The sequence below is a fragment of the Eubacterium segne genome (assembly GCF_014287775.1).
Classification (GTDB): Bacteria; Bacillota; Clostridia; order Lachnospirales; family Lachnospiraceae; genus Eubacterium_G; species Eubacterium_G segne.
In genome coordinates this window covers 12,962-33,257 of sequence record NZ_JACOOZ010000011.1, presented here as the reverse complement: position 1 = coordinate 33,257, position 20,296 = coordinate 12,962, and the positions used below count along the sequence as shown (strand labels likewise).

Below are 20,296 nucleotides of genomic sequence, written 5' to 3'. Positions count from 1 at the left end.
TATGAATAAGAGAATGGGAGCTGTAATGAATAGTAATTTTACAGACACATCCAAAAGACATATATTTATTGTGGGATGTAAAGGTATTCCTACCAGATATGGCGGATTTGAAACCTTCGTAGATAAATTAACGGAATATACCAAAGATAAGAGTATTCAGTATCATGTTTCAAGGATATTAGATGATAGTGAATATGATGAAAATAATACTGAATATGAGTATAACGGTGCACATTGTTTTGATATAAAACAGCGCATGGGCGGACCTCAAAAAGCTATATTTTATGATGTTGATGCTATAAAATACAGTATTGACTATATCAAAAAATATAATCTTAAGGAGCCTGTTATTTATGTGCTTGCATGCAGGATAGGGCCTTTTATTGGAAAGTTTAAAAGGGAGATACATGAACTTGGAGGACAACTTTATGTAAACCCGGATGGACATGAGTGGAAGCGTGCCAAATGGAGTGCTCCCGTTAGAAAATACTGGAAAATATCAGAGCGTCTTATGGTTAAAAATGCTGATTTGCTTATTTGCGACAGCATAGGCATTGAAAATTACATAAAGGAAGATTACAAAAAGTATAATCCAAAAACCACATTTATCGCCTACGGTGCAGAAACATCTAAGTCAACTTTGGCAGATGATGACAGCAAGGTAAAGGAGTGGTTTTCAAGGTTTAACGTAAAGTTTAAAAACTACTATGTGGTTGTGGGACGGTTTGTGCCGGAAAACAACTTTGAGGCAATTATAAGGGAGTTTATGAAGTCGAAAACGAAGAAAGATTTGGTGATTGTAACGGATTATCAAAATAATGTTTTCTACGATGGACTCCTGAAAAGTACAGGTTTTAATAAGGACAGGCGAATTAAGTTTGTAGGCACGGTTTATGACCAGCCATTATTAAAGAAAATAAGGGAAAATGCCTTTGCATACATTCACGGACATTCTGTTGGTGGAACAAATCCAAGTCTTCTTGAGGCATTAGGTCTTACAGATGTAAACCTCTTATTTGATGTTATATTTAACAGGGAAGTGGCAGAAGACGGAGCTAAATATTGGAGTTTAGATGACGGGGATTTGGCAGCTTTAATAGACAAAACAGATAATATGAGTGAAAATGAGATAGAGACTATAGGTAACAAAGCTAAAAAACGAATTGATAATTTTTACAACTGGGAATACATAACTGAAAAATATCAGAAGTTGTTTAGAAAATAATAGGATATAGAACAGACCAGAATTACATTCTGGTCTTTTTGAAATGAAAAGAATGAATCATATGATTGAAAATGGTAAAATAGTTCATTTTTGTTGGTTTGGAAAAGAAAAAATGCCACAAAGGTACGTGGACTTTTTGGAAAATAATAAGAAATTCTTTCCCGGATACCAATTTATAGTGTGGACAGAGGATAATTTTGATATTTACAGCTGTGATTATGCTGCGCAGGCGTATGACAAAGGAAAATATGCTTTTGTTAGTGACTATGTCAGAATGAAGGTTTTATATGAGTATGGAGGAATATATCTTGACCTTGATGTAGAATTTTTGAAGAAGTTTAGTGATATTGAGGCAGGAAAAGAATTTATGGGGTTTGAAAGAAGAAAGTATTTAGGAACCGCAGTTATAAGTCTAAAGAAACACAGTATAATTGCAAAAAAAATGCTGGATTATTATGAAAATAATCCGTTTCTTTCAAAAAATGGAGCTATGGATACCGTGGCAAATGTGTCACTTCTTACTGAAATTATGGTGGAAGAGGGACTTGTGTTAGGTGGGGGGAAACAAAAGGTGTCAGGCATAGACATATATCCAAGGGAATATTTTTACCCTAAAAAGTTAGGAGAAGGGGTGTTTAGAACTACAGAGCAGACAGTAGCTATTCATTATTGTGATAACAGTTGGATGAGTGCAAGAGAGAAAAAACGTGGCAACAGCAAAATATGGATATCCTTTTTCAGACCATTATTACAAAAGGCAAAAAAAGTATTGATTTCAATTTTTGGAAGTAAGGCAACAAGGAAGATAGAAATAAAAATTAGAAACATATTAAAGTAGGAGAAGTATATGTGGAACCGAAAGTGCGGTGAAATACTGGTAGAATATGTTAAAAAATTAAATGACAACAATATACGCTACTTTATTTTGAGAAATTATCAGGGATTGCCTTTTGATAATCAATCAAAAGATGTGGATATAGTAATTGAGCCGGAAAAAATTAAACAGGCACATACATTGTTAAAACGAATAATGAATGGTGCCGGGTTGGAATATTACGACGAGTTTAGGACAGGGGCAATGATATGTTGTCATGGAATGAGTCTGAAACAAAAGACGGCAATACACATAGATATAATAGAAGGTTTAAGCATAAAGGGGATTGAATTAGAGGATTTTAGCAGACTATATAAAAACACAATAAGCTACAATAATCTTACGGTGCTGCAACCCCAATACGAGACATTTTGGCTATATATAATGAAGGTGACAGGTCAGAAAAAACTGCAACTGAAAGAAGAATATTCTAAAAAAATAATTAATCTTATAAGAAATGAGAAAGAATTTTTTTTAGAAGAAATGTCACACAGGATGTGGGGAAGCTACGGCAGACATATTGAGAAAGCAATAAAGGAAGACAGAATCGATGTACTATTTAAGGAATATAGAAAAATAAGCAAAAATATAATATTTTCTTTAACTAAGAAAAAGCCTGTTAAGGTTTTAGCAGGCAGAATGGAATTTGTGCTGGAAAAAATACATAGAATACTTTTTCGCTATAGAAAGTTTTCCAGAACATTTTGTGTTATTGCACCGGATGGTACGGGAAAATCCACAGTTATTGATAAAGTTATAGAAAAAATAAATTATTATTATATATGTGAAAATAAGTGCAATCTGTATCATTTCAGACCGGGAATAATTCCTAATTTAAAGGATGTTTTCGGAAAGAAAAAAGAGGAACAGAATTTAGAAGAAGATTATGCACAGGAAAGGAAAAAATTAGAACAGGCAAAGCCTAAAGGTTCATTTATTAGAATATGTTACTATTCTTTTGATTATATAGTCGGATGGAGAAAAAAAGTACGAAGAGATGTACATTATGACAGATATTCAGTTTTTGACAGATATAGCTACGACCTGATTGTAGATCCGAAACGAAGCAAAATTAACCTTCCATACTGCGTCAGACGATTTTTTGTGGCATTAACGCCGAAACCTAAAGTTACATTTGTGTTAAAGGCAAGACCACAGGTTATACACAATAGAAAAAAGGAATTGACCATTGAAGAAATTAACAGACAGTCAGCGGAATATGAAAGGTTGAAAAAATATTACAAAAAAATATATTATCTAAATGCAGAAGATGATGTTGATACAATAAGTAATGGAATGTTGAAAATTGTGTTTGATAATTGTTTGGAATATTAGAGGAGCTGCAATGGCACAGAATAAATTATATGCTGAAATATTTTCTGAAGATGTTTATGGCGAAAAATACTATTTAATAGATAATGGAAATAAAACATGGATTATTCCCGAAAAAAACATGAAATACGGTTTTGGAATACTTCAGGCATCTAATTTTAAGGCAAAATTGGTAAAGATTTTTTTCCCGGTCTTAAGGGACGTGATACCTGCAAGAAAAATATGCAAGTGTACGCCTAAGTACCTTAAGATAAATGACGGAATCAAAGACATAATAGAAAAATATTGCAAAGATAAATATGAATGTTCCGTATATTATGGGAACCTGAAGGAATCTGTTCAAAACCACAAGGCTGTCATACAGGTATTTAACAAAGATAAAACTTTTTTCTACATGAAAATATCAGAAGAAAAAACAGTTAAAGATTCATTTGAAAAAGAATTAACTGCCCTGAAATTTTTAAAGGAAAAAAATGTGAGAAATATACCCGCAGGCATTGGAATTGCAAAAAAAGGCAGTTGGGATATTTTTATACAGGAAAATGTTGCAGAAGATAACAGAAGCTGCTACCGGTTTTTGGATAAACACTGGAGATTTATTGCTGATATGTACGAAAAAACTAAAGTGAAAATTAGTTTTGAAAACAGTGATATGTATGAACCGGTTATGTTTTTAAAACATTGTGCGAAAGAAGAAACTTTATTTGGTGAAGAAGACAGTATTATGTATGCTATAAGAAAAACAGAAAGTTTTTTAAAAAACAGTGATTTTTATTATAGTTTCGCCCATGGGGATTTTACACCAAAGAATACATGCATAAAGAATAAAGAGGTGTATGCCTTTGACTTTGAATATTGTATAAAAACAGCAACACCGTTTTTTGATTTTTTTCATTATATTTGTCAGAAAAGTATAATGTTTAACGATATGAACATACAGGAAACTTTTAGGGTGTATAAAAAATACAAGAGTAAACTGTATAATTACTGTAATACACCTAACATGCTGTTTGTATCATATTTGCTTTATATTATAGTCTTTTATCTGAAGAGGGATGACAAAAACACAGATACAAGAAAAGGTCAGTTAAAGTTTAGAATAGAGTTAATAAAAAAGTTATTGCAAGAAGAGGATTAAATTGAAGATATTACATTATTCACTAGGATTCCCACCATATGCAAGAGGTGGACTGACAAAATATGCAATAGATATTGCTACAGAACAGGTAAGGCAGGGACATGATGTGGGAATGCTTTGGCCGGGCCGGGTTTTAAATGGTTCGTCAATAAAAATTAAACAGGGTAAAGCCTTTCAGGGAATAAAAAGTTTTGAACTTGAAAATCCTGAATATTTGCCACAGATATACGGAATCAGAGATTTTGACGGATTTCAAAAAAATGTAGACACAAAGGTATATGAAGAATTTTTAAATAGGGAAAAGCCTGATGTAATACACATTCATACTTTAATGGGAATGCACATTGGCTTCTTAGAAACAGCAAATAAATTAAAAATAAAAACCGTTTATACGACTCATGATTTTTTTGGAATATGTCCTAAAACAACACTGTTTTTTAATAATGAAATATGTGAGAAAAATTTTGAATGTAAAGGATGCTATACCTGCTGTGAAAATGCTTTGTCTATTAAAAAAATGAAACTTTTACAAAGTCCGTTATACAGAAACATAAAAAATACTAAAATACTTGGAGTTCTAAGAAAATACAAAAAGAACAAAATTTTTGTAAATGAAAGCGGATTAAAGGAGTTACAAAAAGAGGATAAGATTTATAGTGAAAATTACCGGAAATTAAGAGAAGGATATATCAGGTATTTTGAAAAAATATCCACCATTCACTTTAACAGCACATACATGAGGGATGTTTTTAGAAATTATATAAATGTTGACAAAGGAATCGTGTGTAATATAACTCACGGGGAAATTAAAGATAATAAAAAGAAGTACACAAAAACAATAGAAAATAATGTTGTAAAAATATCTTATTTAGGACCAATTGCGGAATATAAAGGCTTTTATGTCCTTAAGGAAGCATTAAATCAGTTGTATCAGGAAGGAATAAGAAACTTTCAGCTAACTGTCTATAATGGCGGTGAAAATATGGCACCATATATTAATAATAAGCCTTCATTTAAGTACGAGGAGCTTGATAAGGTGATGAATGAGGCAGATTTGGTTGTAGCATTACGTGATGTATCTTATGGCTTTACGGTTTTAGAGGCATTAAGTTACGGAGTGCCGGTAATGGTTACAGATAAAGTTGGGGCAAAGGATTTAGTATGTCCCGGAAAAAACGGAATTATATGTGATTATGACCTTGAAATGATAAAAAAAGAATTAAGGGAACTTTTAAATAATCCGGAAAAGATAGGAAAAATGAAAAATAATGTACTAAATATGTTTGAAGTACCTTTAATTAGTGGGCATGTGCAGGATATAATTAATGGTATATACAGATAAAGGTGAAGGAAATGAATAAAAAAGTATTAATTGTTTCATATTATTTAAATTTACGGGATACTGACCGTTGCTATACAGTTTACAATTATTTTAAGGAAAAGGGATATGATGTAGAGGCATTATGTGGAAATTATGACCATAATTCCAAGAAAAAGGTTAGATATAATCTTGAGGGCGTCAGGGAAATAGAAGTTATTCCATACAAAAAGAATATGTCTTTAACAAGAATGATTTCAGCGGTGAAATTTGCTTTTGACGTGGTAAAATTGTTGAAAACGCGTACAGCAGATGTTGTATATGTTGTGGGACCACCTAATTCAACGGCATATGTTTTGTCTAAAAAACTAAAAAATACATATTTGGTATCGGATATTTATGATTTGTATCCGGAGACAATTCCATTTAATAAAAATGTTAAAAGAGTGGCTAATGTTTTAGGATTTTGGTGGTGGTCGCATATGAGAAATTATGCAATGAAAAAATGTGACTGTTTTATCGGATCATGTAAATATTATTTTGAATTGTTGGGGATAAAAGAGGATGAAAAAAAGAAAGTAGTGCCTTTGTGTAAGAGCAATAAAAAGGTAGAGCGGACAGAAGTTGTACCTAACGACAAATTAAATATTCTTTATTTGGGAGCATTAACAGGAAACTATGATTTTGAAGGGTTGGTAAAAATGCTGTCCATAATAAAAGAAAAGAAGGATGTTGAGTTATTTATTATTGGAGAAGGTCCGAGAAAAGAATGGCTTTTAAATGAATTAAAGGATAAGAAAATAAAGTATAATTTTATGGGACGTATATATGATGATGCTGTTAAGGAAGAAGTAATGAAAAAATGTCATTTCGGCTTCAATGGATTTAAGGAAAATGTGGCAATTGCATTATCTTATAAGAGTATGGAGTACATGTCTAACGGATTAGCTTTAATTAATTGCTGTAAAAGTGATACGTGGAACATGGTAAGGGAAAAGAATATTGGAATAAATTATAATCATGGTATAATAAATCAGGTGGCAGACGAAATATGCAAATTAAGTGCAGATGAAATATTCGAAATGCAGAAAAATGCTATTGTACAGTATGATGAAAATTATTCTTACGACTGTTACAAAAAGAAAATGGACAGGATATTCGGGCAGCCGGTATCGGGAGTTGACAGATGATAGAAAATGTATTAGTAGTTTTAAACTATAATGATTACAATACAATAGAAAAGTTTTTGAATAATGCAGTACATATTGAAAGTATCGATAAATTAATTGTAGTGGATAATTGCTCTACGGACAATTCCTTTGAGAAGCTGCGTGCATTTGAAAGTGAAAAAACAGATGTCATTAAGACGGAAAAAAACGGTGGATATGCATATGGAAACAATTTTGGAATTAAATATGCCATGGACAAATATTCGCCAAAGTATGTGTTTGTTTCAAACCCGGATGTGGAGTTTGATGCAGAAGCGATTAATTCAATACTGGGATTTTTTGAAAATAAAGAACAGAAAAATATTAAAATAGGGGTGGTAACAGGAAGTATGGTTACTACCACACAGGCTAAAATATGTCCCGCATGGAAATTACCTACATATGCAGACTGTTTGTGGGAAAACATGATAGTGCTCAGGAAACTACTAAAAATAAAAGGCGTGTATTATGACAGAAATTATTTTCAACAGAATGAAAGCAGGGTTGATGTTGTAAGCGGGGCTTTTTTTGCCGTGAAGGCAGAAACCTTTTTGGATGTAGGTATGTTTGATGAAGGAACTTTTCTATACGGTGAAGAAAATATATTGGCATTTAAGCTAAAAAGCAAGGGATATGTCAGTTATGTATTAAATAATCATAATTTTTTACATCATCATTCAGTAAGTATATCAAAAAGTATTAAATCTACGGGAAAAAGATTAGATTTGGCATATGAGAGCAGATGTCTGTATCTGGATAAATATCTTAAAGCTGGAAAAATAAAAAAAATTATACACACAGTTACATATAGGTTGGGAAAGATGAATTATCTGCTATTAAGTAAATTGTTATCTCATAGAAAATAAGAAAGTTATTAGAGATATATTAGACGAATTGGTGCCAAATAAGAGGCGATATATATTTACAAAAAAGAGGAATAAGTATGATTATAAGAATTAAATGGAAAAATGATATAATGTGGCCGTTACTTATAATATTTATGGTGAGATTTTATACTGAAAACTATCAGCTTGCATTTATACTCGATGTAATATGGATGATGACGATGATATTTAAAAACGGAAAAATTGCTTTTCACCTGCCGCGGGTGAAGGGGATGCTCTTGTTTGTGGCTATGATAGTAATATCTGCATATATCGGGGGACTTAGCAATGATGTAAGAGATATTGTAAAAGATGTGTTCTATGTAGCGCAGACATTGGTAATAATTATGATAGGATATCAGTGCTATTATTTGAAAAAGACAAAGGACGTAAAGAAAACTCTATATATAGCGGGATTGGGTATGGCTATATTTTCTGTAGGAAGAGTAATTTTAAACATAACACAGATAACAGATATGCATTCAATTCGTGAGATATCAAGTAGGGAAGTATACGAAGTAGCATTTATATTATGTATACTGTTAGCAGACAAACTTGTAATGAACAGGGTGATTTTTACCAACACAATTGATTGGGTAGCGGCAGCTCTTATGTTATTAAACGTTATATTATCAATGGGAAGAGCACAGATAGTATCTATGTTCGCCATGATCGTTGCAATGCTGATTTTTAATGTACTTATTGGTAAAAACAGAGCCGGCAGATTGGTAAAGCTGTCAATATCAGTAGCAATATTGGTCATAATAAGCTTTCTGCTATATCTGGCTCTGCCACAAAACATACAAGATGAATTTAATGATAAAATGACTGTCAGCTTTAATGAAATAAGTAGTGACGAAGATTATGATGGATATATGAAGGCTATTCAGCACTGGCGTGGATTTGAGATAGAGCAGGCAAAAATACAATGGGAAAAAGCACCGGTATGGCAGAAGATATTAGGGGAAGGCCTTGGGACTTATATACAGGTCAAATATATTCCAAGTGAATTTACGGAGGATATGCATAGAGGTAAGTCGATAGCGCTTCTGCACAATGCGTATTATACGTTGCTTATCAAAGGAGGATTGCTAGGCACATTTTCTCTAATATGGCTTTATATTTCAAATATTATACCGTTTTTTAAGGTGAAAAATTATTATCTTAAGAGAGAAACTATTGTAATGGCTATGATAACGGTAGGAATGATGATCATGAGTTATATTGTAAATGGAAATTTTGGATTCAGGACGTGGATTGCCTGGGGAATAATGATCGGATGGATAAATGCAGAAATAAGAGCATTTAAGAAAAATGGAGTTTATTAATTAAAGGAGAAAACTTTGAAAATTTTACTTACAAATCATTATGACGGTAAACCCGCAGAAATTATAAAAAGTGTAGTGCCTGACGGATTTGAACTGGAAATGTTAGAAAGCGTTTCACAACAGGAGCTTGAAGATAAGGTTAAATATGCAGATTATTTGTTAGTCAGCGGAAGATTAAGAATTAACAGAAAAGTGCTTGGAAATGCGGTTGATATAAAAATGATACAGAGGACCGGAGTGGGCCTTGATACAATAGATTTGGATTATATTAAGAAAAACAACATTCCACTTTATGTAAACAAGGGCGTGAATGCTCAAAGTGTTGCTGAACATACGATACTTCTCATGCTGGCAACACTTAGAAATTTAGTGGAGATTAATGAAAATACTAAAAATGGGATTTGGAAAAAACAGGCACAGGGAGTTTGCACATACGAGCTTAGTGGGAAAACAGTGGGACTTATCGGAATGGGGGCAATAGGTAGAAAAGTGGCAGAAATGCTTAAGGTATTCGGTGCCAAAGCTTTGTATAATGATGTTCTGCAAATGAAAGAGGAAGATGAAGTAAGATTGGGAATAACGTATTGTACCATTAAAGAGATAATTGAAAAATCGGATATTATTTCACTTCACTGCCCGTTAACAACGGAGACTAAACACATAATTGATAACAGGGCTGTCAACAAAATGAAAAATGGTGTTATACTTATAAATACCGCAAGGGGCGGATTGATTGACGAGATTGCTCTTGTTAATGGAATAAAAAGCGGGAAAATAGCAGGTGTAGGAATAGATGTCTATGAGAGGGAGCCTGTTGAAAATAATGAACTGCTACAACTTAAAAAAGTTATAACAACACCTCATATAGGAGGAGTTACATATGACAGCTTTTACCAAATGATGCATGATGCAATGAGGAACATTGAAATGTTTGATAAGGGACAGTTACAGGAAATAGAGAATAGCAGATATATATTTTAGGAGCTTACAAATGAACGTTACTGATTTGATGCTGGATTATATCATTAAAAAATCCAATAACGACATATCTGATGAGGTATATTTAAAGTCAAAATACTGCCTCATTGATTATCTTGGAGTGACTTATGCAGGAGCAAAGGAAAATATAGATACAATAGAAAAAGTATGTGGACAAAAAAGAGCGTCCGGTGACATTAACATTTGTGGCACGGATGTATCCACAGATATGTTAAGGGCAGCATTTTTCAATGGATATAATGCCCACACCATGGAATTAGATGATGGAAGCCGTTTTGGAATGATTCATTTAGGAGCAGCAGTTATTTCACCTTTAGTTGCAATGATACAAAAGGAAAATATAGATTATAAAAATTTCCTAAAGGCAATAATAATGGGATACGAAATGGCAGTAAGATGCTCCATTGCAATGCAGCCGGAACATAAAAAAAGAGGCTTTCATACATCGGGAACATGTGGAACATTAGGTGCGGCAGTAGCAGTGGCTGTGGCTATGGGATATAACAGGGAACAGCTGAAATCAACCATATCGGCAGCGGCAACCGGTGCAGCAGGAGCGTTGGAAATACAGGAAAACAGCTCTCTGTTGAAACCATATAATTTAGGCCATGCAGCTATGTCAGGGCTTATGGCAGCAGAAATGGGAAAAGCCTCCATTTCAGGTCCCGATGATATACTTGGAGGCAAAAGAGGGGTTTTTCGTTTACTGGGAAAAGATATTAATTTAGATTGCTTTAAAGAAACCGATTATTTTGAAATAGGGAGAATATACGTAAAACCGTATGCAGCATGCAGACATTGCCACACGGCAATAGAAGCAGCACTTAGGCTAAGAAATGGAATAAAAAACACTAAAGACATTAAAGAAATAAATGTTTATACATATAAATTGGCAATTTTAGGGCATGATCACAAAGAAATACAGGGAAAAAGCTCTGCAAAATTAAGTATACCCTACAGCGTGGCAAGTTCAATAATTTTAGGAAAAAGCGATATAACGGCGTTTGAAGAAAACAATATACAAAATGGTGATATTTTAGAGCTTACCAATAAGGTAAATGTTTTTGAGAATGAGGAGTATACAAAAGAGACATCAAATAAGAGAATTTCTAAAGTGGAAGTTGTCATGAAAAATGGAGAAAGATTTTGCAAAGAGATAAAGTACGCAAAGGGTGATCCGGAAAATCCTATGAGCCACAGGGAAATAATTGACAAGTTTAACTATATGATGAAGTGGTGTGGCAAAGAAGATAAAGGAAATGTTATTTTAAATAAATTGGAAAGATAGGAGAAAAGTTATGAAGGAAACCAGAGAATTTTTGAAGTCAATAGGAATGCCGGAAGGGGATGCTTATGACCTTCCTACATCTGAGAAAAGATTCCATGATGGAGGACAGTACCGTTTTGAGGTACCGGGAATACAAAGTCCTAAGGTAATGGAAGCATTACTGGATGAAATGGATAAATATCAGATAAGCTTACACAGAGTAACCCAGACAAAGGGCATTATGATGTTAACAGATAATGAAATAATGGAAATGGTAAAACTGGCTAAGGATTACGGAACGGATTTGATTTTAGCAATAGGACCAAGAGCCACAACAGATACAAGCGCTTCCGTAAATACTCCGGAAGGTGTAAGAATGGGGTATAGGCTTCGGGGTCAGGAGCAGATTGTAAGAGCTGTTGAAGATGTAAAAAGAGCAGCAGCATTTGGATGCCGTTCATTTTTAGTATATGATGAAGGATGCTTATGGCTTCTCAATGAAATGAGAAAAGCAGGAGAAATACCGGCAGATTGCCATTTTAAGATTTCAGCCCATGCAGGACACGGAAATCCATGCTCAGCTAAGTTACTTGAATCCATTGGAGCTAACTCAATTAACCCTGTAAGAGATATCCAGTTACAGATGCTTGCAGCAATGCGTCAGGCAATAGACATACCTATTGATATTCATACTGAAAATCCTAAGTCAACAGGAGGCTTTATAAGACATTACGAAGTGCCTGAAATGATAAGAATTGCAGCACCTATTTACTTAAAGACAGGTGGCTCTGTGGCAAAAACACATAGCTGGGACAGCTCAGAAGCAGATGCAAAGCAGAGGGCAAAACAGGTGTCATTAGTTAAGAGAGTTATAGATGCATATTATCCTGAGGCAATACAGTCACCGAAAGGAAGTATAAGATAGCTATGATACAACAAAAAAAGGCAATTGTTCTTGGGGGGACAAATCCCCATATAGAGTTAATAAAACAGTTACAGAAAAGAAATTATTATGTGATTTTAGTTGATTACCTTGAAAATCCACCTGCTAAGAAATATGCAGATGTTCATATACAGGAAAGCACAATGGATCAGGAAACAGTTTTAAAAATTGCTGCTGAAAATAAAGTAGACCTTGTAATAAGCGCCTGTGTGGATCAGGCAAATATTACGGCGTGTTATGTTGCTGAAAAGTTGGGCCTCACAAAACCTTATACATATGATTTGGCGCACAAAATTACCAATAAGGGTTATATGAAAAAAATCATGGTAAAGGAAGGAATACCAACAACTAAATACGTATATTTAGAGCAAAATCAAAACATTGAGAATTTAGAATTAAGATATCCTGTAATTGTAAAACCGGCAGATGCATGTGCTGCTTCAGGGGTAAAAAAGGCGAATGACATAAAGGAATTATCCGTATATTTTGAAGAGGCAAAAAATGTTAGCAGGACAAAAAGCGTAATAGTAGAAGAATTTTTTACGGGAATAGAAGTAAGTGCTTATTGTTTTGTTGAAAATGGAAACGCCAGGGTTGTAATGATATCTCAACGTATGAGTGTAATTGAAGGGGAGAAAAAAGTCCTAAAGTGTTATGCAACAGTTACGCCACCAAATATTTCAAAAAAAGCATATGAGAAAATAGAAGTAGTAGCTGATAAAATAGCAAAGGCTTTTGGATTAGATAATACTGCTCTTCATGTGCAGTTTTTAATAAATGGTGATGATATAGATGTTATAGAATTTGCACCACGTGTGGGAGGAGGTATAAGCTATTATACAATTTTGCAAAAAACAGGATTTGATATAATTGGTGCCACAATTGATTCATATGAAGAAAAAAAGGTGAAATTATATTTGTCAGATGATGGGTGCTTCTATTCGGTAAATCTTATATATGGGTTACCGGGAATATTTGATCATTTAACAGGCGTTGACGAACTTATAAATGAAGGGGTTATTGAAGGTGTGTTTTATCATAAGACAAAAGGAATGGAAATAGGAAGTGACAGGGCAAGTGCAGGAAGGGTGGCTGCATTTCTTGTAAAGGGAATAACTAAAGAAGAAATGTATAAAAAAATCAAAACTGCCATAGACAGAATTGATGTAATTGACATTGATGGAAATTGCATAATGAGAAAGGATTTGTTTTTAGGTAATTTAGATGAGACATCAGCTATACAATAAAGATTTTAAATTTTATAAAGAACCGGAAGAATTTAATAAATACACAGATATTTCAATGCTTAAATATTGTTTGGGAGCAACGATGTATATGCCGGGAACAAAGGATTTTGCTCAGGCCATTATAGACAGGAAACATCCGGGACTTACCACTATGGTGATGTGCTTTGAAGATGCATGTGAGGAGTCAAAGGTTCCACAGGCAGAGGAAAATTCCATACATCTGTTAGATGTGATTAGTGAAAAAATGGAAAATGGTGAACTTACATATAAGGATATACCTTTGATATTTTTCAGAGTGCGCTCGGTTGAGCAATTCAAGCATTTTAGTTCAATGCTAAAGCCGGAGCATATCAAGGTTATAGCAGGGTTCAACTTTCCTAAATATAACAGCATTAACGGAAAGCAGTATCTGGAACATTTAAAATATTTAAATGAAAAGTTTGGAGAAATAATATACGGAATGCCAATAATTGAAGACAGTCGTGTGGCTTTTAAGGAAACCAGAATGGATGAACTTATGGCTGTAAAGAAAATTATGGATGAATACAAGGAACTAATACTAAATGTTCGTGTAGGAGGAACGGATTTTTCTTCATGCTTTGGCCTTAGAAGAGGAATTGACTATACAATATATGACATCATGACTGTAAGGGACTGCCTTATGGATATTTTAAATGTATTTACAAGGTTTAATGACTATACGGTTTCAGGACCGGTATGGGAGTATTTTAGAGCAAACAAAGATATGAAGTTTAAGGAATTACCGGAAGTAAGTCTTCAGGATACATTGCTTAAAAGGACGACTTTGGTGAACAATGCCGTGGATGGGCTTTTGAGAGAACTTCTCCTTGATCAGGCAAATGGATTTATGGGAAAGACATGTATACATCCTACACATCTTCCATACATCAATGGAATGCTTGCGGTAACGAAGGATGAGTATTTAGATGCCTGCCAGATATTAGAAGCAAAAGGCGGTGTCTTAAAGGGAAGCAAAGGAATGAATGAGGTGGGACCTCATCATAGATGGGCTGAAAAAATTGTTATGAGAGCGAAAGCCTATGGTGTAGTAGAAAACGAGCAAAGCTATTTTGAATTGTTTGGAAAGGAAAAGTAAATGGCACAAAAAAAATACAATTATTGTTTTGATTATCTTAAATGTATTGCATGTATATTTGTGGTGTTTATGCATTGTGAATTTCCGGGAGTTTTTGGAACTGCCGTACAGGCAATATCAAGATTTTGCGTTCCGTTCTTTTTTATGATATCAGGATATTACAGTTACAATACGTCTACGGAAAGCTCAAAGAGAAAAGTAAAAAGAATAGCAAAAATGACAATATATGCATCGGTTTTCTATCTGATTTTTGCTTTGGTACAATGGGCATTGGGACAAAACATTAATCCGGTAAGTAAAAGGGACATTGTTTTGTGGATTTTGTTTAACAGACCGGTAGTAATTGTTGGACAATTGTGGTTTCTTTTTGCACTAATATATGTTTACCTGCTATATTATATTATCCAAAAAAAGAATTTATATAAATTAGCATATTGCACCATTATTGTATTTATAGCTATCTATATTTTTTTTGCACAGGGAATGCATATGTTGGGTAAGGACATGCCGAATTTTCTGTATCGGAATTTCTTAATAGAAGGTTTCCCGTTATTTATGTTGGGGGAATGGATCCATAAGGAAGAAAACAAATTTAATTTCAGCAATAAGGCTATAATTACTGTTATAGTAGCTTCTACGTTAATGTGCTTTTTAGAAAGAGCAGTTATGGGACGGGATTTTGGAATTAATATATCTACATTTGTTCAGGTAATGGCAATATTCATATATGGTATTAATAACAGTGAGAAACACAAAGGAGTTATGCAGGAAATTGGTAAGAAGTGCTCAATGTTTGTATATATATTACATCCTTTTGTGTGGAAGATGCTTGTCATATTAAGTGAAAAGATAAACATTAAGGGAAGTGTTGTATTTAGCTACAGCCTGCCGGTTATGGTTATTATAATTACGCTGGTGCTGGCATGGTATTGTAATAAGATTGTTTTTGAGAGAAAGAAGATAATAGAACAATGATAAAGAAAGTTAAAACACCTATTTCAGATGATACTATTCATAATTTGAACACAGGAGATATGCTGTTAGTTTCGGGCAAAATTTTTTGTGGACGTGATGCGGTACTGCCGAAGATATGCAAAATGCTTGAGGGTAGTGATGCCGAAGATATAAGAAATAAATTAAAGGGAAGCATAATTTTTCATACTGCGGTAAGTCTGGCAGGAGTGGGCCCTACATCCAGTAATAAATTAGAAATAGAAAGCAGCATACCTGCATTATCAGAAGCGGGAGTAAAGATACACCTAGGCAAAGGTCAGATTAGTAAGAAAACCATAGACTCTTTAGACAGGAACAATTCGGTATATGCCGTTATACCACCAGTGACAGCATTGTTGGGGGAAAATACCATATCTCAAAAGCTTGTTGCATTTCCAGAGTTGGGAATGGAGGCGTTTTATGAATTAGAGGTAAAGGATTATCCTATGATAATAGCAGCAGCTCATAATCAAAGTATTTATTAGGAGACATATTGAATATGTATGACGAAAAAATAGTTACAAAGGTATGTGACACATTGGTAAAAGCAGGCTCCACATTCCTTGGAGATAAAAAAGAAGCATATAAAAAGGCAATAGCTAAGGAAACTAATGAGCAGGCAAAATGGACAATGGAAAAAATATTGGAAAATGCCTATGTTGCAGAAAAAAATCAAAGTCCGTTATGTGATGATACAGGTATTCCCCATTTGGTTTTAGAAGTGGGACCGGGTAAAGCCATAACCGGTGAAATGATTGAGTCCATTAAAGAAGGCGTGAGATATGGTCTTAGAAAGCTTCCGGGACGACCAATGGCAATAAAAGGCAATGACAGCCAGAGAATAGACCAGTCCCAGGGGTTAGAGGATGACCCGGGAATGTTAGAGGCGGCACCTATACTTATTAGAAATATTAAAGAGGATAAAATTAAACTTAACATATTAATGTTTGGAGGAGGACCGGCTATACGAGGCAGAACTTACAGGGTTTTTCACAAACACGATACCAATGTTGTATTAGATGAAATTGTGTCATGGGCTAAGGAGGCAACAAAGCAGCTAGGCTGTACCCCATGTACATTGGGAGTAGGAGTTGGACGTTCTAACTATGAGGCAGCTTCAATGATGTTAGAAGCTTTGGTGGATGGCACATATGACAGACAAAGTCCTATGGAAAAATACATTACTGAAAAGGTTAATGAAGAGAGAACCGGACCTTTAGGTCTGGGAGGGGACACCACAGTGCTTGCCACATTTATGAAGGTAGGTCCACAACGTGCCAGCGGAGTCCGTGTGGTATGTTTAAGACCATGTTGTTGCTTTGAACCGAGAATTGCTTCAGTAGAATTAGACTAATTAGGGAGGAATTAATGGACAAAAAGATTTTAGTGACAAGATCATCCATGCCGCCTTTTGAGGAATATGCAGATGAAATAAAGGATATGTGGGACAACCATTGGCTTACTAATATGGGTGTAAAGCACAAGCAGTTAGAAAAGGATCTGGCAGATTATCTTGGGATATCAAAAGAGAATATTGCATTGTTTGTAAACGGTCATCAGGCATTAGAATGTATTTTGGAAGCTTTTCAGTTAGGAAAAGAAAAGAATGCCTGGGGAGAACCTAAAAATGAGGTAATTACAACACCATTTACTTTTGCATCAACTACCCATGCCATTGTGCGCAAGGGGTTAAAACCGGTATTTTGCGATATTAAGGAAGATGATTACACCCTTGATCCGGACAAAATAGAAGCATTGATAACAGACAGAACCTGTGCAATAGTTCCGGTTCATGTATACGGAAATCTTTGTGACACGGAAAAAATTGAAAAGATTGCAAAGAAACATAATCTTAAGGTGATTTATGATGCGGCTCATGCCTTTAGCGTGGAAAAAAACGGGGTAAGCAGTGCAATATTTGGGGATGCCTCAATGTTCAGCTTTCATGCCACTAAGGTATTTAATACTATAGAAGGCGGCGCGGTATGCTTTAAGGATTCATCCATGAAGAAGGTATTAAACGAATGGAAGAACTTTGGCATTACAGGTCCGGAAACTACTGAATTTATAGGTGGGAATGCCAAAATGAATGAATTTGCGGCGGCTATGGGAATCTGTAATTTAAGGCATCTAGACCATGAGATAGAGAAGAGAAAACGGGTTTTTGAACAGTATGTTAAAAATCTCTATGGAGTTGCAGGAATAAAACTGAACCTTGGTCAAAACGCAGTAAAAAGCAACTATGCTTATTTTCCGGTTTTATTTGACAAAGATAAATTCGGAAAAAGCAGGGATGAAGTATTTGATTTGCTGGCAGAACATGGAATTGGAGCAAGGAAATATTTCTATCCTTTAACTAATTCTTATGAATGTTATGAGGGAATGTTTGATGTTAAAGATACTCCTGTGGCTTATAAAGTATCTTTACAGGTGCTTACATTACCAATATATTCAGATTTGAAAATAGATGACGTAGACAGGATTTGTGAAATTATTCTAAATAATTGTTAAAACAAATAATGAAAAATATATAAAATGTGCATACATAAATTGATAAATAAAAAAATATGAAACATAGGTGTTATATTTTTACCAAGGTACTCATATTTTTTTGTGAAAAATTTATATTTAAGTCTTTAAAAAAATTTGGTAATATGGTAATATAACTCATATGGTTATGTCCGAGTTAAAAGGAAGGAGAAGGTATAATGAAGAAATTTTTAGCAATTTTATTCTCGGTAGTGGTAACATTAGGCGCGATCACAGTTTTGGGGGCAAACGTAAATGATCCATATGAATTCGACGGAGACGTTATAACTAACCCGTTCTGGTGGTTATATACAACGGAAGCTCCAGAGACAGAAACAGAACCGACTACAGTTGGAGCAAACTGGGTTTTGGTAGGACAGAATTCAAACAATAATTACTACTATGACAAAGCAAACATGACAGTTAATGAGGTGGTTAGCATTCAGCAGCCTGGATGGGCATCTGAGTTAGGTATTTACCTTAACGTATCTGAAGCAATCACAAGTGTAACAGTGAACGGCGTTTCACAGAACGTAGCATCAATTGACGGAGCAGGTGCAGTAGTATACTTATCAGCACTTACTCAGGATGTAAACGAAGTTATTGTTAAGTATGGTAACAATACAGCAAAAGTTTTATTTAAGAAGGAAGCACTTTCTGAAACAGAGGCTCCAACAGAGAAGCCAACAGAAGCTCCTACAGAGGCTCCAACAGAGAAGCCAACAGTAGCACCTGTTGAGTTAAAGATTACAAGCCAGCCACAGAACCTTACAGCTAAGGCTGGTGAAAAGGCAGTATTTAGCCTTAAAGCAGAAGGTGAAGGACTTACATATCAGTGGCAGGTATTTAGTTCATCAAATGTATGGGCTAATACATCAATTGCAGGAAATAAGACAAACAGAATTTCATTTACAATACCTGCATCATACAAGACAAAGCAGTACAGATGTATCGTTAGCGATAAGTATGGAAACAGCGTTACATCAGATGTTGCAGTATTGACAGTTGGTGAAACAGTTGAAGGCTTAACAATTACAAAACAGCCACAGAGCATTACAGCACCTGTTGGAAAGAAAGTAAGCTTTAATGTTGTTGCAGCAGGAAGCGATAAGATTACATATCAGTGGCAGACAAGTTCTAACGGAACAACATGGAAGAACACAAAAGTTGCAGGTCATAATACAGCAAAGATCACATTAACAATTCCTGCAACATATACAGTAAAATATTACAGAGTAATAGTTACAGATGCTACAACAGGTAAGTCAGTTACATCTGATGCAGCAAAACTTACAGTTGGTAATAGAAATTTAGCTATAACATCACAGCCTGCTAACGTTACAGCAGGAGCAGGAAATAAGGCAACATTTAAGGTTGTAGCAACAGGAACAGGTCTTACATATCAGTGGCAGACAAGTTCTGATGGAACAACATGGAATAATACTAAGGTTTCAGGACACAATACAGATACAATTTCATTGGTAATTCCTGCATCATACAAGGTAAAATACTACAGAGTAATAGTTACAGATGTAACAGGAGCAAGTGTTACATCAAGTGCAGCTAAGTTAACAGTTGGAAAAGAAGGATTAGCTATAACATCACAGCCAAAGGATTTAGTAGCAAAGGCTGGAGCAACAGCTAAGTTTAGTGTAAGTGCAGTTGGTGCAAACCTTACATATCAGTGGCAGACACTTAACGCATCTGGAAGTTGGGTAAATACATCAATCGCAGGAAATAAGACAAATACAATTTCATTTAAAATACCTGCATCATACAAGACAAAACAGTATAGATGTATCGTTAAAGATGGAAGTGGAAATACAGTAATTTCAGATGTAGCTACACTTACAGTACAGTAATTTAGCAATTATATTAAGAATATAAAGGGTTG

At 34.5% G+C, this 20,296-nt stretch carries 18 protein-coding genes; all 18 read left to right on the top strand.

The window, feature by feature from the left end:
- The first annotated feature begins 1 nt into the window (after position 1).
- On the top strand, positions 2 to 1,225 hold the full coding sequence (gene cps2T / locus H8S00_RS12920) for a beta 1-4 rhamnosyltransferase Cps2T (RefSeq protein WP_243169600.1): 1,224 nt from the start codon (positions 2 to 4) through the stop codon (positions 1,223 to 1,225).
- 43 nt (positions 1,226 to 1,268) lie between these two features.
- Complete coding sequence (locus H8S00_RS12915; RefSeq protein WP_186840687.1) at positions 1,269 to 2,063, top strand: glycosyltransferase family 32 protein; 795 nt, start codon at positions 1,269 to 1,271, stop codon at positions 2,061 to 2,063.
- A gap of 9 nt (positions 2,064 to 2,072) precedes the next feature.
- Positions 2,073 to 3,434, top strand: a complete 1,362-nt coding sequence (locus H8S00_RS12910; RefSeq protein WP_186840686.1) for a hypothetical protein — start codon at positions 2,073 to 2,075, stop codon at positions 3,432 to 3,434.
- 10 nt (positions 3,435 to 3,444) lie between these two features.
- The gene (locus tag H8S00_RS12905) at positions 3,445 to 4,569 is read left to right on the top strand and encodes a hypothetical protein (protein ID WP_186840685.1); all 1,125 of its coding nucleotides are present in this window, start codon (positions 3,445 to 3,447) and stop codon (positions 4,567 to 4,569) included.
- Position 4,570: 1 nt separating this feature from the next.
- Positions 4,571 to 5,911, top strand: coding sequence for a glycosyltransferase (locus tag H8S00_RS12900; RefSeq protein WP_186840684.1), 1,341 nt, complete (start codon positions 4,571 to 4,573; stop codon positions 5,909 to 5,911).
- Positions 5,912 to 5,922: 11 nt separating this feature from the next.
- On the top strand, positions 5,923 to 7,077 hold the full coding sequence (locus H8S00_RS12895) for a glycosyltransferase (protein WP_186840683.1): 1,155 nt from the start codon (positions 5,923 to 5,925) through the stop codon (positions 7,075 to 7,077).
- A complete protein-coding gene (locus H8S00_RS12890; RefSeq protein ID WP_186840682.1) occupies positions 7,074 to 7,961 on the top strand; it encodes a glycosyltransferase in 888 nt (295 codons plus the stop codon). Before H8S00_RS12895 ends, H8S00_RS12890 begins: the two co-directional genes overlap by 4 nt.
- 77 nt (positions 7,962 to 8,038) lie before the next feature.
- The gene (locus H8S00_RS12885) at positions 8,039 to 9,307 is read left to right on the top strand and encodes an O-antigen ligase family protein (RefSeq protein WP_118589588.1); all 1,269 of its coding nucleotides are present in this window, start codon (positions 8,039 to 8,041) and stop codon (positions 9,305 to 9,307) included.
- Positions 9,308 to 9,322: 15 nt separating this feature from the next.
- Entirely contained in the window at positions 9,323 to 10,288 is a 966-nt protein-coding gene (locus tag H8S00_RS12880; protein WP_186840681.1) for a 2-hydroxyacid dehydrogenase, read from the top strand.
- A gap of 10 nt (positions 10,289 to 10,298) precedes the next feature.
- The gene (locus H8S00_RS12875; protein WP_118589586.1) at positions 10,299 to 11,594 is read left to right on the top strand and encodes an MmgE/PrpD family protein; all 1,296 of its coding nucleotides are present in this window, start codon (positions 10,299 to 10,301) and stop codon (positions 11,592 to 11,594) included.
- Positions 11,595 to 11,604: 10 nt separating this feature from the next.
- Complete coding sequence (locus tag H8S00_RS12870; protein ID WP_021952346.1) at positions 11,605 to 12,498, top strand: hypothetical protein; 894 nt, start codon at positions 11,605 to 11,607, stop codon at positions 12,496 to 12,498.
- 2 nt (positions 12,499 to 12,500) lie between these two features.
- Entirely contained in the window at positions 12,501 to 13,763 is a 1,263-nt protein-coding gene (locus H8S00_RS12865; protein WP_186840680.1) for an ATP-grasp domain-containing protein, read from the top strand.
- Complete coding sequence (locus H8S00_RS12860; RefSeq protein ID WP_118589584.1) at positions 13,741 to 14,880, top strand: HpcH/HpaI aldolase/citrate lyase family protein; 1,140 nt, start codon at positions 13,741 to 13,743, stop codon at positions 14,878 to 14,880. Before H8S00_RS12865 ends, H8S00_RS12860 begins: the two co-directional genes overlap by 23 nt.
- Positions 14,881 to 15,855 carry an acyltransferase gene (locus tag H8S00_RS12855; RefSeq protein WP_118589583.1) on the top strand — a complete coding sequence of 325 codons (975 nt, stop codon included), beginning with the start codon at positions 14,881 to 14,883 and terminating at the stop codon, positions 15,853 to 15,855.
- A complete protein-coding gene (locus H8S00_RS12850) occupies positions 15,852 to 16,358 on the top strand; it encodes a fumarate hydratase C-terminal domain-containing protein (protein WP_118589582.1) in 507 nt (168 codons plus the stop codon). The genes H8S00_RS12855 and H8S00_RS12850 overlap by 4 nt, the downstream gene beginning before the upstream one ends.
- Before the next feature lie 14 nt (positions 16,359 to 16,372).
- A complete protein-coding gene (locus H8S00_RS12845; RefSeq protein WP_118589581.1) occupies positions 16,373 to 17,227 on the top strand; it encodes a fumarate hydratase in 855 nt (284 codons plus the stop codon).
- Between the two features lie 14 nt (positions 17,228 to 17,241).
- Positions 17,242 to 18,384 carry a DegT/DnrJ/EryC1/StrS family aminotransferase gene (locus tag H8S00_RS12840; RefSeq protein ID WP_186840679.1) on the top strand — a complete coding sequence of 381 codons (1,143 nt, stop codon included), beginning with the start codon at positions 17,242 to 17,244 and terminating at the stop codon, positions 18,382 to 18,384.
- 197 nt (positions 18,385 to 18,581) lie between these two features.
- Positions 18,582 to 20,264: a PT domain-containing protein gene (locus H8S00_RS12835; protein WP_118589579.1), complete on the top strand. Its 1,683-nt coding sequence runs from the start codon at positions 18,582 to 18,584 to the stop codon at positions 20,262 to 20,264.
- Positions 20,265 to 20,296 lie beyond the last annotated feature (32 nt).